The organism is Acinetobacter sp. 129952 (assembly GCF_056642055.1).
Genome location: NZ_JBWVSU010000004.1, coordinates 1 through 13,545, shown reverse-complemented (window position 1 = coordinate 13,545; position 13,545 = coordinate 1). Strand labels below are relative to the sequence as shown.

Here is a 13,545-nt window from a genome sequence, read left to right as displayed (position 1 = left end):
AAATGAATGGTTATGTGGCTGTATTAGACTCAATTCCTGAACAGAGCATTGCCGTTGCAGTTTATCTGCTCGGCAGCCTGATTGCTTTATGGTGCTGGTATGGCGTGACCAAGCGTCTGCCTAAACCCATGGGCGGTTTTTTGTGGATTGTGGCCTTTGCCATTCTGCTAACACCGACGGTATCTGAGGGGTCGAATGCATCCATTGCACCCGCGATCTTTGGTCTGTTATTTGGGGTGCTGACCAAAGAGCAGTCCCTGGTTTGGATTAATGCGTCACTTATTTTATTTGTCATTGGGATTGGATCTGTGGTTGGCTATTGCTGGTCGACCTATGTGTCGAACAAAAGCAATATTCGTGTTCACGAGAAAAGTTCACCGCTGTAAGTAAAAAATAAGGTTCAATCATGTCTGCTGATATTCAACAATTTTCAGGTACCGATCAGTACATTGCGACTGACAGTTTAAAACTTGCGGTGAAAGCTGCACGCAGTTTGCAAAAACCGTTGCTGGTCAAAGGTGAGCCGGGTACAGGTAAGACTTTGCTGGCCGAGCAAGTCGCAGAAAGTCTGGGTTTGAAGCTGATCACCTGGCACATCAAGTCCACTACCAAAGCACAACAAGGCCTGTATGAATACGATGCCGTATCCCGCTTGCGCGATAGTCAGTTGGGTGATGACCGTGTCTATGACATCAAGAACTACATCAAGCCGGGTAAATTATGGGAAGCGTTTACCAGTGAAGAGCGCTGTGTCCTGTTGATTGATGAAATTGATAAGGCAGACATCGAGTTTCCAAATGACTTGCTGCATGAACTCGATAAAATGTCGTTCTATGTGTACGAGACTGGCGAGACCATTACCGCAACTCAGCGCCCAATCGTGATCATTACCTCAAATAATGAAAAAGAATTGCCAGATGCTTTCCTGCGTCGTTGCTTCTTCCATTACATCGAATTCCCGGATGAAGCCACCATGCGTGAAATCATCGATGTGCATTTTGCCAATATCTCGACCACACTGGTGAATGAAGCCTTAAAGGTTTTCTTTAAATTGCGCCAGATTCCAGGTTTGAAAAAACCACCTTCAACATCTGAATTGATTGATTGGCTCAGCTTGCTGATGGCAGATGATATGCCGGAAGATATTCTGCGCAATACTGATAAATCCAAAGCAATTCCACCCCTATACGGCGCCTTGATTAAAAATGAGCAAGATGTGCAGTTGCTCGAACGTTTAGCATTTATGTCACGTCGTTAAGGGAGAAACACGCATGTTTGTGCGACTGTTTTATACCTTACGCAAATACGGCGTGCCGGTATCGACTCGTGAGCTGATTGACCTGAATCAGGCGGTTGCTGCAGGTCTGGTGTTTGCCGATCAGGATGAGTTCTATCAGCTGGCCAAAATTGTAATGGTCAAGGACGAGCGCTATTTCGACAAGTTCGATCGTGCCATGAAAGACTATTTTGATGGTATCGCGACCTTTGATCTGGATGAATTACTGAATCAGGTGCATAAGCTGCCCAAAGACTGGTTTGATCTCGAATTACTCGAGAAGCATCTGACCCCGGAGCAGCGCGAAGAGCTGAAAAAGGCCGGTTCCCTGGAAGAACTGATGAAAATGCTGGAAGAGCGCCTGCGCGAACAGCATAAAAAACATCAGGGTGGTAACAAGATGATTGGTACCGGTGGCACTTCACCCTTTGGTGCTTATGGCGATCATCCTGAAGGTGTGCGTATTGGCGGGCCGGGGCGTAAGCGTTCTGCGGTGAAAGTCTGGGAGCAGCGTCAATACCGCAATCTGGACGATGAGCAGATTTTGGGTAGCCGCCAGATGCAGATGGCATTGCGCCGTTTGCGTAAGTTTGCCCGTCAGGGTGCAGCCGAAGAACTGGATATTGATGGTACGATTCGTGAAACGGCTAAGCAGGGTATTCTGGATGTACAATTGGTACCGGAGCGCCGTAACCGTATTAAAGTACTAATGCTGTTTGATATTGGCGGATCGATGGATGCACATATCGCTCAGTGTGAAAAACTGTTTAGCGCCGCCAAAACCGAATTTAAGACTCTGGAATATTTCTATTTCCATAACTGTCTGTACGACTATGTCTGGAAAGATAATGTCCGTCGTTCCAGCTCGCGCATGAATACTTGGGATCTGTTTAATACCTATGGACGCGATTATCGCGTGATTGTAGTCGGTGATGCCAGCATGGCACCCTATGAGTTGAACTCCGTCGGTGGTTCGGTCGAATACATGAATGATGAAGCAGGACAGGTCTGGTTACAGCGTCTGCGTCAGCATTTTGATAAAACCGCCTGGCTCAATCCTGAAGAAGAAAAATACTGGCATTACACGCATACTATTGGTCTGATTAAGCAAATCTTTGAAGATCATATGTTTCCAATGACCTTAAAAGGCATTGAGGATATGACCAAATATCTGGCGCGTTGATTCCATTTATCTATAAGTGACTTTATCTATAGTTATTAGTGCTTTAAAACGAATTATTCTAGTATAAAGTCACTTGTTATACCTTATTCCAATATTCAGGAATTATTATGGCTCATCAAATTAATGGTATTGCGTTACCGAATGAAGAGGGTTTTTTTGGTCAGTATGGCGGTCAGTTTATTCCACCCGATCTGAAACAGGCCATGGATGATATTAATATGGCCTATCAGGAAATTCGTCAGACTGAAGAGTTTCAGAATGAATTGAAAGATCTGTTTGCCCATTATGTCGGTCGCCCAAGTCCTTTATTTCATGCCAAACGTCTTTCTGAACAGCTTGGCGGGGCGCAGATTTATCTGAAACGTGAAGATCTGAACCATACCGGGGCGCACAAGATCAATCATTGTCTGGGTGAAGCTTTACTTGCGAAATATATGGGCAAGACCAAAGTCATTGCAGAAACCGGTGCCGGCCAGCATGGTGTTGCTTTGGCAACTGCATGTGCCTTGGTGGGTATCCCATGTGAAATTCATATGGGGCAAGTAGATATTGAAAAAGAGCATCCAAACGTCGTCAAGATGAAAATTCTGGGTGCCAAGCTGATTTCTGTGACTCGCGGTACAGCCACACTCAAAGATGCAGTCGACAGTGCTTTTGAAGAATATTTAAAAGACCCGAAAAACTACATCTATGCCATTGGTTCGGTAGTCGGGCCGCACCCATTCCCGATGATGGTACGTGATTTCCAGTCGATTATTGGTGATGAGATTAAAGTTCAGGCCAATGAGCGTTTTGGTGCAAATCCTGACTATGTTGTTGCCTGTGTCGGTGGGGGTTCCAATGCAGTTGGCGCATTCACTGCATTTTTAAATGAATCAGATGTGAAACTGGTTGGCGTTGAGCCGGCAGGTCATGGTTTAGATACCGATATGCATTCAGCTACTTTGACCTTAGGTAAACCGAGCCAGTTACATGGTATGGCCTGTTATGTGCTAGAAGATGAACAGGGCGAGCCATTGCCAGTGCATTCAATTGCTTCTGGTCTGGATTATCCGGGTGTGGGGCCGCAGCATAGCTTGCTGAAAGATTTGGGCCGGGTAGAGTACACTACAGCAACTGATCAGGAATGTCTGGATGCATTCATGACACTGTCACGCGTAGAAGGCATTGTACCTGCATTAGAAAGTTCGCATGCGGTGGCTTGGGCCATTCGTGAAGCAGGGAAACTGCCAAAAGATATCAAGATTGTAGTGAACCTATCGGGTCGTGGTGATAAAGACTCAGATTATGTTGCAGAAAAATTAGGTCTCAACTGATTTTAGTCAAAATGTTCATATAAAAAATCCCGGTACATGTGCCGGGATTTTTTATGCATCAGATATAAAACTTTATTTTGTATCATTTAAGTGATCTTCAAATGCCTTAGAGAAAGCTAGATGATGTTTTAACCTGAGATATATTGCTGTAACTGTTCAATCAATTTGCGTTGGTCATCCATGGCGGCCTTGACCAAATCCCCAATTGAAATCAGACCGATCAGTTTTTCATGTTCGACCACGGGTAAGTGGCGTAGGTGGCGTTCAGTCATCAGAGATAAACAGTCTTCTACGCTAGTAGCTGTATTTACGGTAATCACTTTAGAGGTCATGATCTCATTAACAGTGGTGTCGAATGAGGTTCTTTGCATCAGCGCGATTTTACGAGTGTAATCCCGCTCTGACAAAATCCCCACCACGTTGTCTTCATGGGTTACCACAAGCGCCCCGATTCCTTTATCCGCCATCAAGGTGATGGCCTCTAAAACGGTAGAATCTGGACGGATGGTATAAATAGCTTGATGCATTTTTTCACTGAGCACCTGTGCCACATTGGTCATGCTTAATCATCCTTATTGGTCAATTTATTATTAATCCTAGAGTATGTATTCAACCTGAACATCTCTAAGTGTTTAGGTTTTAGTCTTTATAAATAGCATGTTATTTAAGCAATGTGCAGTCTTTGTTGCGAAAAAAACAGATGACGCATCTGTGCAGCAGTCAGTTTGAGTTTGGTTCCATTGGTGTTGAACAGCGCTGGCGTAACATTCAGTCGCGACAGGGTCGGCAATAACGCATTTTCAAAATCTTCAGAATTGATTTTACGTGGAATGTAATCCGGCCAATGTTGCTGGGCATAATTTTTAGCATCCAGCGGATTGAGCCAGAATGGAAAGATACAATCTTCCTGGTCACGCATCATCGCCCAGCCTTGGTGATATGCGCCCCATAGCTCGCCACAATTCATCAAAGATTTAAGCATCGTGATCTTTAACAGAAAGTTTTTGCAGATCGGATCAATTTGAATAATTTTTCGTGGTTTCATTAGAATAAAGTGCTATTGGAGTTCAGGCTCTATTCTAGGAACTTTATATGAAATTACTGTTTCAGCTTTGCAAGGATTCGTAAGAAAATATGTATTGATTGCTATTTATTGAAAAAAGGGCTGAAAAAAACGCCACCTAGGTGACGTTTCTTTATGCTTGCATGGTGGCCATGTTTTGCCAGTACTGGGCTTTGAGTGAATCTCGTTCTACACGGAAACCTTGATAATAAAGTTCTGCTAAAAAAAGCGCTGCTTTACCATGGCCAGCACGAGCGGCTTCTTCAAGCTGTTTTACCGCATCAGCAAAGTTCATTTGCGATTGAATGGTATTCACGGCATCTGCGTACAGATGTTCCAGATCGTGTTGAGAGAGTTGATGTATCATATAAAAACTCCTTAATTTTAATTATGATTACAGGATAGACTATTTAGTCTAAATACAAATATAAATTAGTATTGTTAAACTAATATTACAAAATAATGGAAAAGTCAACTATTCGATTTTATTCGTTTACTTCAGTTATAGTTTAACTGATTAAACTATACACAACTATAAATATTATTAAGCTACATTGTAAATGGATAGCAAACAATAAGGAGAAGGCCATGATGACAAGAACTTTAGATGGTGTGAAATTTGATATGCCTCCGACTGCAGGTCAAATTATGGAACTTGCCGATTTGCATCGTAAAAAACTCGATCAAGCTATATTCAGTAAATATACCCATCTAGGTGATTATGGGCTGGCACAACGTAAAGAAGTCTACGACTTTACCCGGGCGCTGGACGAAAACCAACGTGAGCAGTTTTATAAACTCTATAATGGTGAGCTGGTCCGCATTGCAGATGAGGATCGCTTACATCCGCCTGAAGCAGAAGCCGGTTTAAGTAAATTTGCAATTGCACTGGTATTACTTGTTGTTGCATTGGTGCTGTATTCAACAATTATTACCAGAATAATGAATTAATGCCCAAAATAGCAGGATTCAGCTCTTGTGAATATTCAGTGCGCTGACTTGAACTTATGTAACTACGACCATACACTACCTCTAACCTGAGGTAGTGTATGTCTATAGATACAGAAAAACTAAGCCAATTTTTCAGCAGAATCAAACTGGAACAGATTTATAACAGTGTGGTTATTTTTATTATTGCGGTCATTCTACTTTTAGCCGCATTTGCTCTATATCGTCCGCTTAGCCTTTCCCAAGTCACCCAGATTCAACAACTGTCTAAACAGCAAAACCTTCCCCAAACCCAAGATATGGCACTCGCCTTGTTAGAGAAGCAGCATATCCGTCGTGGGCAGTACCTTAAATTGATGCAGGCTTATCAGCAGGAATCGCTTCGGGCACGTCAGCTTCCGCCGGTCTCTGTGGAGATGCCTTAGGCATAGGATTTGTTGGTAAGTAATAATTGGCATCCATTAAATTCTGTTCCAAACGCATTTTCAAAGCATTTTGATCCAGTTCTTTATTGACAACGACCAGGGTTAAGCGATCAGGATGAAAATGCTTGCGCACTGCATTTTGTACATCTGCCGCTGTGATTTTAGCCAAGCGTTCTGGATAACTGGATAAATAATCAGTTTGCTCACTATAAAAACCTATATTGCCTAGCTGGGCATTAATGGTGGCATTACTGCTGTAATTATTAGGAAAGGCGCGCAACATTCCTGCTTTAGTTTCTTCCAGACGCTGAGTATCAATAGGCTGACTGACAAAGTTGATAAATGCTTGATGTGCGACCTGAATGCTATCTAGCAGTTGATCCTGACGCGTAGAATACTTAAAGCTGAATACGCCGGGTGCCTGACTAAAGCTCAACGAACTATAAGCGCCATAAGTAAAACCACGTTTCACCCGCAGTTCCTGCATCAATACCGCATTAAATCCGCTACCGCCAAACATGCGATTGGCGACCTCTAAAGCCAGTTTATCTTCAGTAAAGCGAGTTGGGCCTAAATGCCCAAAGGTGACATGCGCCTGAGACGAGTTATAGGGTAGATGTACCACTTCAAAACCAGATTGAGTTTCAGGTTGTGGCAATCGCACTGCTTTTTGCCCTTGGGGTAAATTACCGGCAATGCGTTCAGACAGTTCCAGTGCCTGTTTCGGGCTGAGTTTTCCAGTAATGGAAATATTCATATTTTGCGCCACCAAAAACTGATCACGAAATTTTTTCAATAATTCTGCGTTAATTTTCTTGGTACTGCCTTGGGTACCAGTGATTGGTTCTGCATAAGGGTGTTGACCATATAGGGCACGATAAAAACGGATATCCATGAGTCGGCTTGGATTTTCCTGCAGCTGTTTTTGTCCCACTTGGGTATTGCTTAAAGCCAGATTAATGCTGGATGGTTTAAATGATGCATTCTTGAGAACCTCCATCAGCATGCCCAATGCGGGTTCCAGTTTTTCCGGGTCTGAAAGCGTACGCAGACGAACCACAAACATATCCCGATAGGCTTGTACGCTGAATTGTGCTCCGGTTTGGTCAAAAACTTCCGCCACCTGATTGGCGCTATATTTGTCGGTTCCTTCACGCATCAACTTGGCTGCCATATTGGATAGACCATATAGGCCTTTGGCAATTTCCTGATCACGGGCCGAACCGGCATTAAAGGTCAGCTGGATATCTACCATGGGAAGATCTTGCGTTTCAACAAACAGCGTGCGTACTTTGTAGCGATTGTTTAGATCATGAATATAAGGCGCCTGAAAATCCCGTTGCTGATTAATATTTTTTAAGCTTTGCAGCAAAGGGATAGACTGTAACTGACTCGGATTATCATTTTGGTTAGGCTGGGGATCCAGATAGTTTTCTGCATGGGTAGCCGAGCTAAGACTTAAAATTGAAATAAGCAAAAATGAACGAAGTTGAAGCATTATAATCCCCGTTGCTGGGTGTTTTGTTCAGGAGAGAGATAAAGCGTGCTGAGATTTTCACGTACAAAATAGGCGTTTGCGACACGCTGGATATCCTGAACGCTGACACTTTCAAAGTGTTTCGGTAATTCATCCATCAGGCGATAACTCAAGCCATTGACCTCTAGATTTCCAATCATTTTGGCTTGTCCGGCAATATCATCCTGGCTATAGATCAAATTGGAAATAAAGCGGGTACTGATACGATCCACTTCCTGTTGGGTCATCGCTGTAGTTTTAAGTAAATCCACTTCATCCTGAATTGCTTGTTGTGCTTCTTGCAAAGAGATGCCCGGCGCAGGTAAGGCAGAAATACCAAACAGGCTGTCGCCGCGATTATAGGGATCATAAGAAACGCTGACAGAGGTCAGAATTTTACGATCACGTACCAATCGGTCTTGCAGGCGCGAAGAAAAGCCACTGTCCAAAAGACTGCGAATAATGGTCAAGGCATAAGCATCTTGGGGGTTTTTGGCAGTGCCAAGGGATTTTACATTCCAGGTCATGTACAGATTGGGCACATGAACATTGCTATTAATCTCCATATGCCGATAGCCTAAGCGTTCAAACTCCAGTACATCATTGCGTGCTGGTGTTGGGCGTGCGGGAATGTCAGCAAAATATTTTTGTACCTGAGCCAAAGCAGCTTCAGATTCTACATTTCCAACAATCACCAGAATGGCATTATTCGGACTGTACCAATCCCGATACCATTTTTTGACATCATTCAACTGAATATTATTCAGAGTTTTCATGTGTCCAATCACCGGCTGACGGTAGTGGCTGGTCGGATAACTGATCCATTTAAACCGTTCAAAGGCTTGCGCCCGCGGATTGTCATCGGTGCGCTGGCGCCGTTCTTCCATGACGACTTTAATTTCTGGCTCGAAGTCCTGCTGTCGAAGTAATAAATTACTCATCCGGTCAGATTCAAGTTCCAGGGCCATAGGAAAATAGGCCTTAGGATAAAGCTGATAATAATTGGTGTAATTGGTAAAGGTGGCCGCATTGATACTGCCGCCATAAATCCGGCTAAGACGGGTAAATTCATCATTTGGGACTTTATGAGTGCCTTTGAACATCATATGTTCAAGTGCATGGGATACCCCCAGAATATTTCCGGATTCATCACTACTGCCGACTTTGTACCAAATTTGTGTCATTACCATGGGCGCACGATGGTCTTCCCGAATAATGACTTTTAAACCGTTACTTAAAGTGGTTTCAAAAGTAGTCCGTGACAATTCGCTTCGGGTTTGTGCCTGAACCGAGTTAAAACTCAGGCTAAGCAAGACTGCTGCACCGAGTGGATAAAGCGTCTGTTTGATCATTTGCGAGAAAGAGGAGATAGTCAAAAAGGTGATGAACACTAGATCTCCTGAAATAGGCGTTTGTATTTAGAGTTATTTTTAATAAATGCGTGCTTGAAAGCAACCGAGAGCTGTAGCTTTTTGGTATGTTTGTCCAGCATTTGCATTGCTAGCTGCAAAGCAGGCAAGTTATGGTAGAATCTGGGTTTTTAACGCAATGCTTTTCAAGGATTCGGCATGCAACAGCAATCTAATGGGCAAAACAAATTTTTGATTGATGCTGATATCGGAGATGATGATGTCACATTACCGAGCTTACCTGCGGTTAATGTGCCTATCATAGAAACGCCAAGCGAAACAGCTGTAGTTTCTGCACCTGTCGAAACAGAAACTGAAAATGAAGATTCTGCGGCGAAAGGTGGCTTCTTTAGCCGTATGAAAGTGGGTTTAACCAAAACCCGTAAAAACCTTGCCGATGGGATGGTAAATATCCTGATCGGTGGTAAAGAAATTGATGATGAATTATTAGAAGAAGTCGAAGAGCAGCTTCTGGTGGCCGATATCGGTGTGGAAGCCACCAAGACCATTATCGCTAACCTGACTGAACGTACGGCACGTGGTGATTTGATCTATTCGCATTCACTCTATAAAGCGCTTCAGGAAGAACTGGTGGCTTTATTGGCACCACGGGTAAAACCGCTGCATATTGATCCGAATAAATCGCCTTATGTGATTCTGGTAGTTGGTGTGAATGGTGTCGGTAAAACGACTACCATTGGCAAGTTGGCAAAGCGCCTGCAAGGTGAAGGCAAGACCGTCATGTTGGCAGCAGGCGATACTTTCCGTGCGGCTGCAACTGAACAGCTCCAGATCTGGGGTGAGCGTAATAATATTGCGGTTGTTGCTCAGGGTCATGGTGCTGACTCAGCTTCAGTGATTTTCGATGCTTTTGAAAGTGCGCGTGCCAAAGGTGTGGATGTATTGATTGCAGACACAGCGGGCCGTTTGCATAACAAAGGTCATTTGATGCAGGAATTGACTAAAGTAAAACGTGTAATGCAGAAAATTGATGCCACTGCACCTCATGAAGTGATGTTGGTGGTCGATGCCGGTACTGGTCAGAATGCTATTAATCAGGTCGAGATGTTTGATGAGGCGGTAGGCTTGACGGGCTTAACTATTACCAAACTTGATGGTACTGCCAAAGGTGGGGTACTGTTTAATATCGCCAGTCGTACTCATGTGCCGATTCGCTTTATTGGTGTGGGTGAAAAAATTGATGACTTGCGTCCATTCTCTGCCAAATCTTTTGTTGCTGCATTATTTGAAACTGAAAAATAAATAATGCGCAATGCTTCACACAAACTCCGCCAAGTGCGGAGTTTGTTGTTTTTGGCTGGTTTGAGTGTTGTAAAAATCAACAGCAAAACCACCACTAAATCTGCCTATCTTAATAAAGGCCTTATAATTGTAGGGGATTCTCTAAGCTGATTTGGCTTGTTTGTTGTGGGGTAGAAAATGGCATTGCTAAATAAGATTGGTCAGGTATTAACAAGCGATATAACCAAGGATTTTAAATTCTCAAGAAAAAATAAACTGAATGGTGATTTAGAACTGACTTTTGTCGATCAATTGAAAAAGCGCCGTAGTATCGATCAACTCGGTAAGCGGGTACATTATAGTCAGACTTATCTTGGCGAAATCATTCAGGAAGCAGTGCGCAGTTGCCCTTCGGCTTATGATTCTCAAACTACGCGCATTGTGGTGTTATTTGCAGATTCTCATCATCAATTCTGGGAAATTGTGAAACAGGTGCAGCGTCAGTATATGCCGGCACATATTTACGAAGGAATTGAAATCAAGTTGAATCAATGTGCTGCGGCCTATGGCACGGTTTTATTTTATGAAGATCAAGCCGTGATTCAACAATTACAAAAGAAAATGCCATTAAATAGTGAGGATTTTCCAGCATGGTCGGAACAAACTTCCGGTATGGCGCAATTTGCCGTATGGACGACGCTGGCAGATTCTGGCTTAGGGGCATCCTTACAGCACTATAATCCACTGATTGATGAAAGGGTCGTAGAGCATTTTCAGATTGAAAAGAACTGGTTGTTACGCGCACAACTTTGCTTTGGGTCAATTGAACAAACAGTAGCAGAAAAATTACAAAAACCGGATCAGCATCGTTTCAAAGTATTTAATTAAAAGTTTATAGAACACTTTATATGTGACAGCATGGAAGCTGCGGATAAAATCAGATACAAATACGCTACTCAGATCTAAATCTGATTGTTCTATAAATAAAACACATTGTTATCGAAATGCACCTGTCTTGGGTGCTTAAAGCACGTAGTATGACTTTATCGATTTTTTAATAACCAAAATATATAGAGGTGAATTCATGGCATTTTTAGATCAAATCAAACAACGCCGTAGCATTTATTCAATTGGAAAAAATGTAGAGCTGGATCAAGCAGAAATTGAGAAAATCATTAAAGATGCGGTGAGGCACAGTCCGTCATCTTTTAACTCGCAAACCTCGCGTGTGGTGATTTTATTTGGTCAATCACATGATACCTTCTGGCATATTGTACGTGAAACTTTACGTGACCTTGTTTCAGCAGATGCATTTGAATCAACCAATAGCAAGATCAATGCTTTTGCAGCAGGTTATGGAACCGCTCTGTTTTATGAAGATCAGAATGTGGTGAAGTCGATGCAAGAGCAGTTTGCACTCTATGCAGATAACTTCCCGGTCTGGTCTGAGCATTCTTCCGCTATTGCACAGTTTGCAACCTGGACCGCTTTGGCAGAAAAAAATATCGGTGCTTCATTGCAGCACTACAATCCAATTATTGATGAAGAAGTTGCACAAACTTTCGAGATTCCATCTCACTGGAAACTTCGTGCTCAACTGGTATTTGGTTCGATTGAAGCTCCTGCAGGTGAAAAAACCTTTATGGATGATGCAGAGCGCTTTAAGACTTTTGCATAAATGATTTTAGATCATAAAAAAAGAAGCATTTTGATGCTTCTTTTTTTATGTCTTAGAGTTGTATTTGGATATGATGGGGTATATTTAGCCAAATAAATGCTAAGAACACAGGCTGTATCACTCCAGCCTTTGTCATAAGATTGTCATTTAGACGAGGCATAGTGCGGCTAATTTTTAATAAACAACCAAAAATGAGTAAAGGATATGGATTTACGTATTGCGGCAACTGCAGCAGTGTTTCTGTTTAGCACATCAGTTTTTTCGGCAGTGACCGTCACAGTACCTGAAGAAATAAAAATTGTTGCCGTAAATGATCAGGAGGTGAACTCGGGTCTATTGCGTTCTAATCAGACTTATAGCTTGGATGCAGGTGTAAATGCGATCAGTGTACGCTATAACGAATTTTTCCAGCATTCAGACAATTCACATGACATTTTAAAGTCGGGTGTGGTTACGGTAAAAACACCCAGCCTTAAAGATGGCGAAACTTATCGTTTAGCACTCATTCAGGCGCCTAAAGATTTTGATGCAGCGCAAAAATATAAAGATCAGCCCATTATTGGTCTATATGATGCGAAAAATCAGCTCTTAGTCCAGCAGGCGGGCACTAAAGATGCAGCGAAACCATGGTTTGGAAATCGCGTGTTGACTAAAAAATTAGATATGACGACTCAAGTTGCGACACCAGTTCATCAACCGGCAGCTGTATATACTCAGTCAGCAGACCAGAATGATCAGCAGCTGATTCAATTATGGCAAAAGGCTTCTAAAGCTGAGCGTCAAAAATTTATGACTTGGCTGGCTGAGCAGGCAAATTAAAATATTTTGATGAAGAATCAAAAAGATCACCATTAGGGTGATCTTTTTTTATGAGATGAGGGCTGGAAAATTAACATTTGCTTAAACTTTTCATGCGGAATTAGCTAGAAAAACGCAAAAAAAGTGTTAAAAATAGCCTTTTAGATTAAAAAATAAACGTATGGTTGGTTTTTTTGGATATTTTTAAGAAAATCCCTTGCGCTCGTTTTGAAACTGTATAGAATACGCAGCACACCAACGCAATGCATGAAACAAAACGTTAAATGATTGGGTTGGAGCTTAAAACTGATGAGGTTTTAAGAAAGATCATTAAGAGATTATGAAGAACAACTTGTGTGGATTTTTACTGGTTGATTGATCGAAATTATTTTCATTGATTGATGGTAGAAATTACTCGAAGTTTATTTGAGAAATATTTGTCAGAAAATTGATGAGCCAAGATTGGTGCCCTTTAAGGCACTACATAGTATTAAACTGAAGAGTTTGATCATGGCTCAGATTGAACGCTGGCGGCAGGCTTAACACATGCAAGTCGAGCGGGGAAGAGTAGCTTGCTACTTAACCTAGCGGCGGACGGGTGAGTAATGCTTAGGAATCTGCCTATTAGTGGGGGACAACATCTCGAAAGGGATGCTAATACCGCATACGTCCTACGGGAGAAAGCAGGGGA

The 13,545-nt window shown here is 42.5% G+C and carries 15 protein-coding genes and 1 rRNA gene; 11 read left to right on the top strand and 5 right to left on the bottom strand.

The annotated features are described in order from the left end of the window. Positions 1-2: 2 nt before the first annotated feature. From AC1IR0_RS05675 to trpB, 4 genes are all read left to right on the top strand, one after another. Entirely contained in the window at positions 3-386 is a 384-nt protein-coding gene (locus AC1IR0_RS05675; RefSeq protein ID WP_195725981.1) for a hypothetical protein, read from the top strand. Between the two features lie 20 nt (positions 387-406). Beyond that, entirely contained in the window at positions 407-1,258 is an 852-nt protein-coding gene (locus AC1IR0_RS05670) for an AAA family ATPase (protein ID WP_409653811.1), read from the top strand. Between the two features lie 13 nt (positions 1,259-1,271). Further along, positions 1,272-2,459 carry a vWA domain-containing protein gene (locus AC1IR0_RS05665; RefSeq protein ID WP_409653814.1) on the top strand — a complete coding sequence of 396 codons (1,188 nt, stop codon included), beginning with the start codon at positions 1,272-1,274 and terminating at the stop codon, positions 2,457-2,459. Between the two features lie 107 nt (positions 2,460-2,566). Further along, positions 2,567-3,775, top strand: coding sequence for a tryptophan synthase subunit beta (gene trpB / locus AC1IR0_RS05660; protein ID WP_409653818.1), 1,209 nt, complete (start codon positions 2,567-2,569; stop codon positions 3,773-3,775). A 128-nt stretch (positions 3,776-3,903) separates the two neighbouring features. Here the strand turns inward: trpB and AC1IR0_RS05655 are convergent, their stop codons facing one another. The 3 genes from AC1IR0_RS05655 to AC1IR0_RS05645 all read right to left on the bottom strand — a co-directional run bounded on the left by AC1IR0_RS05655 (position 3,904) and on the right by AC1IR0_RS05645 (position 5,205). Continuing rightward, positions 3,904-4,335, bottom strand: coding sequence for a CBS domain-containing protein (locus AC1IR0_RS05655; protein WP_004278688.1), 432 nt, complete (start codon positions 4,333-4,335; stop codon positions 3,904-3,906). Between the two features lie 104 nt (positions 4,336-4,439). Next, complete coding sequence (locus tag AC1IR0_RS05650; RefSeq protein ID WP_004278687.1) at positions 4,440-4,820, bottom strand: DUF2750 domain-containing protein; 381 nt, start codon at positions 4,818-4,820, stop codon at positions 4,440-4,442. 151 nt (positions 4,821-4,971) lie between these two features. Further along, positions 4,972-5,205, bottom strand: coding sequence for an SEL1-like repeat protein (locus AC1IR0_RS05645; RefSeq protein ID WP_005252035.1), 234 nt, complete (start codon positions 5,203-5,205; stop codon positions 4,972-4,974). 224 nt (positions 5,206-5,429) lie between these two features. Between AC1IR0_RS05645 and AC1IR0_RS05640 the strand changes: the two genes are divergently transcribed. Both AC1IR0_RS05640 and AC1IR0_RS05635 read left to right on the top strand, forming a co-directional pair. Further along, positions 5,430-5,789: a hypothetical protein gene (locus AC1IR0_RS05640; protein ID WP_004278683.1), complete on the top strand. Its 360-nt coding sequence runs from the start codon at positions 5,430-5,432 to the stop codon at positions 5,787-5,789. A 98-nt stretch (positions 5,790-5,887) separates the two neighbouring features. Continuing rightward, entirely contained in the window at positions 5,888-6,211 is a 324-nt protein-coding gene (locus tag AC1IR0_RS05635; RefSeq protein ID WP_409653823.1) for a hypothetical protein, read from the top strand. On the opposite strand, the gene AC1IR0_RS05630 is transcribed toward AC1IR0_RS05635, so the two are convergent. Together AC1IR0_RS05630 and AC1IR0_RS05625 are read right to left on the bottom strand one after the other, a co-directional pair. Next, a complete protein-coding gene (locus AC1IR0_RS05630) occupies positions 6,135-7,709 on the bottom strand; it encodes a M16 family metallopeptidase (RefSeq protein WP_409666603.1) in 1,575 nt (524 codons plus the stop codon). The genes AC1IR0_RS05635 and AC1IR0_RS05630 overlap by 77 nt on opposite strands. Further along, positions 7,709-9,118: a M16 family metallopeptidase gene (locus AC1IR0_RS05625; RefSeq protein ID WP_409653829.1), complete on the bottom strand. Its 1,410-nt coding sequence runs from the start codon at positions 9,116-9,118 to the stop codon at positions 7,709-7,711. The genes AC1IR0_RS05630 and AC1IR0_RS05625 overlap by 1 nt, the downstream gene beginning before the upstream one ends. 177 nt (positions 9,119-9,295) lie before the next feature. Here AC1IR0_RS05625 and ftsY point away from each other — a divergent pair, with 177 nt between their 5' ends. From ftsY to AC1IR0_RS05600, 5 genes are all read left to right on the top strand, one after another. Next, complete coding sequence (gene ftsY / locus AC1IR0_RS05620; protein ID WP_409653832.1) at positions 9,296-10,399, top strand: signal recognition particle-docking protein FtsY; 1,104 nt, start codon at positions 9,296-9,298, stop codon at positions 10,397-10,399. Between the two features lie 177 nt (positions 10,400-10,576). After that, positions 10,577-11,266 (top strand): nitroreductase family protein, encoded by a 690-nt coding sequence (locus tag AC1IR0_RS05615; protein WP_409653835.1) that lies wholly within the window; start codon positions 10,577-10,579, stop codon positions 11,264-11,266. A gap of 196 nt (positions 11,267-11,462) precedes the next feature. Then, a complete protein-coding gene (locus AC1IR0_RS05610) occupies positions 11,463-12,056 on the top strand; it encodes a nitroreductase family protein (protein WP_409653838.1) in 594 nt (197 codons plus the stop codon). Between the two features lie 204 nt (positions 12,057-12,260). After that, on the top strand, positions 12,261-12,875 hold the full coding sequence (locus AC1IR0_RS05605; protein ID WP_243475141.1) for a DUF2057 family protein: 615 nt from the start codon (positions 12,261-12,263) through the stop codon (positions 12,873-12,875). Positions 12,876-13,346: 471 nt separating this feature from the next. Next, positions 13,347-13,545 (top strand): 16S ribosomal RNA (locus tag AC1IR0_RS05600); the annotation flags it as partial.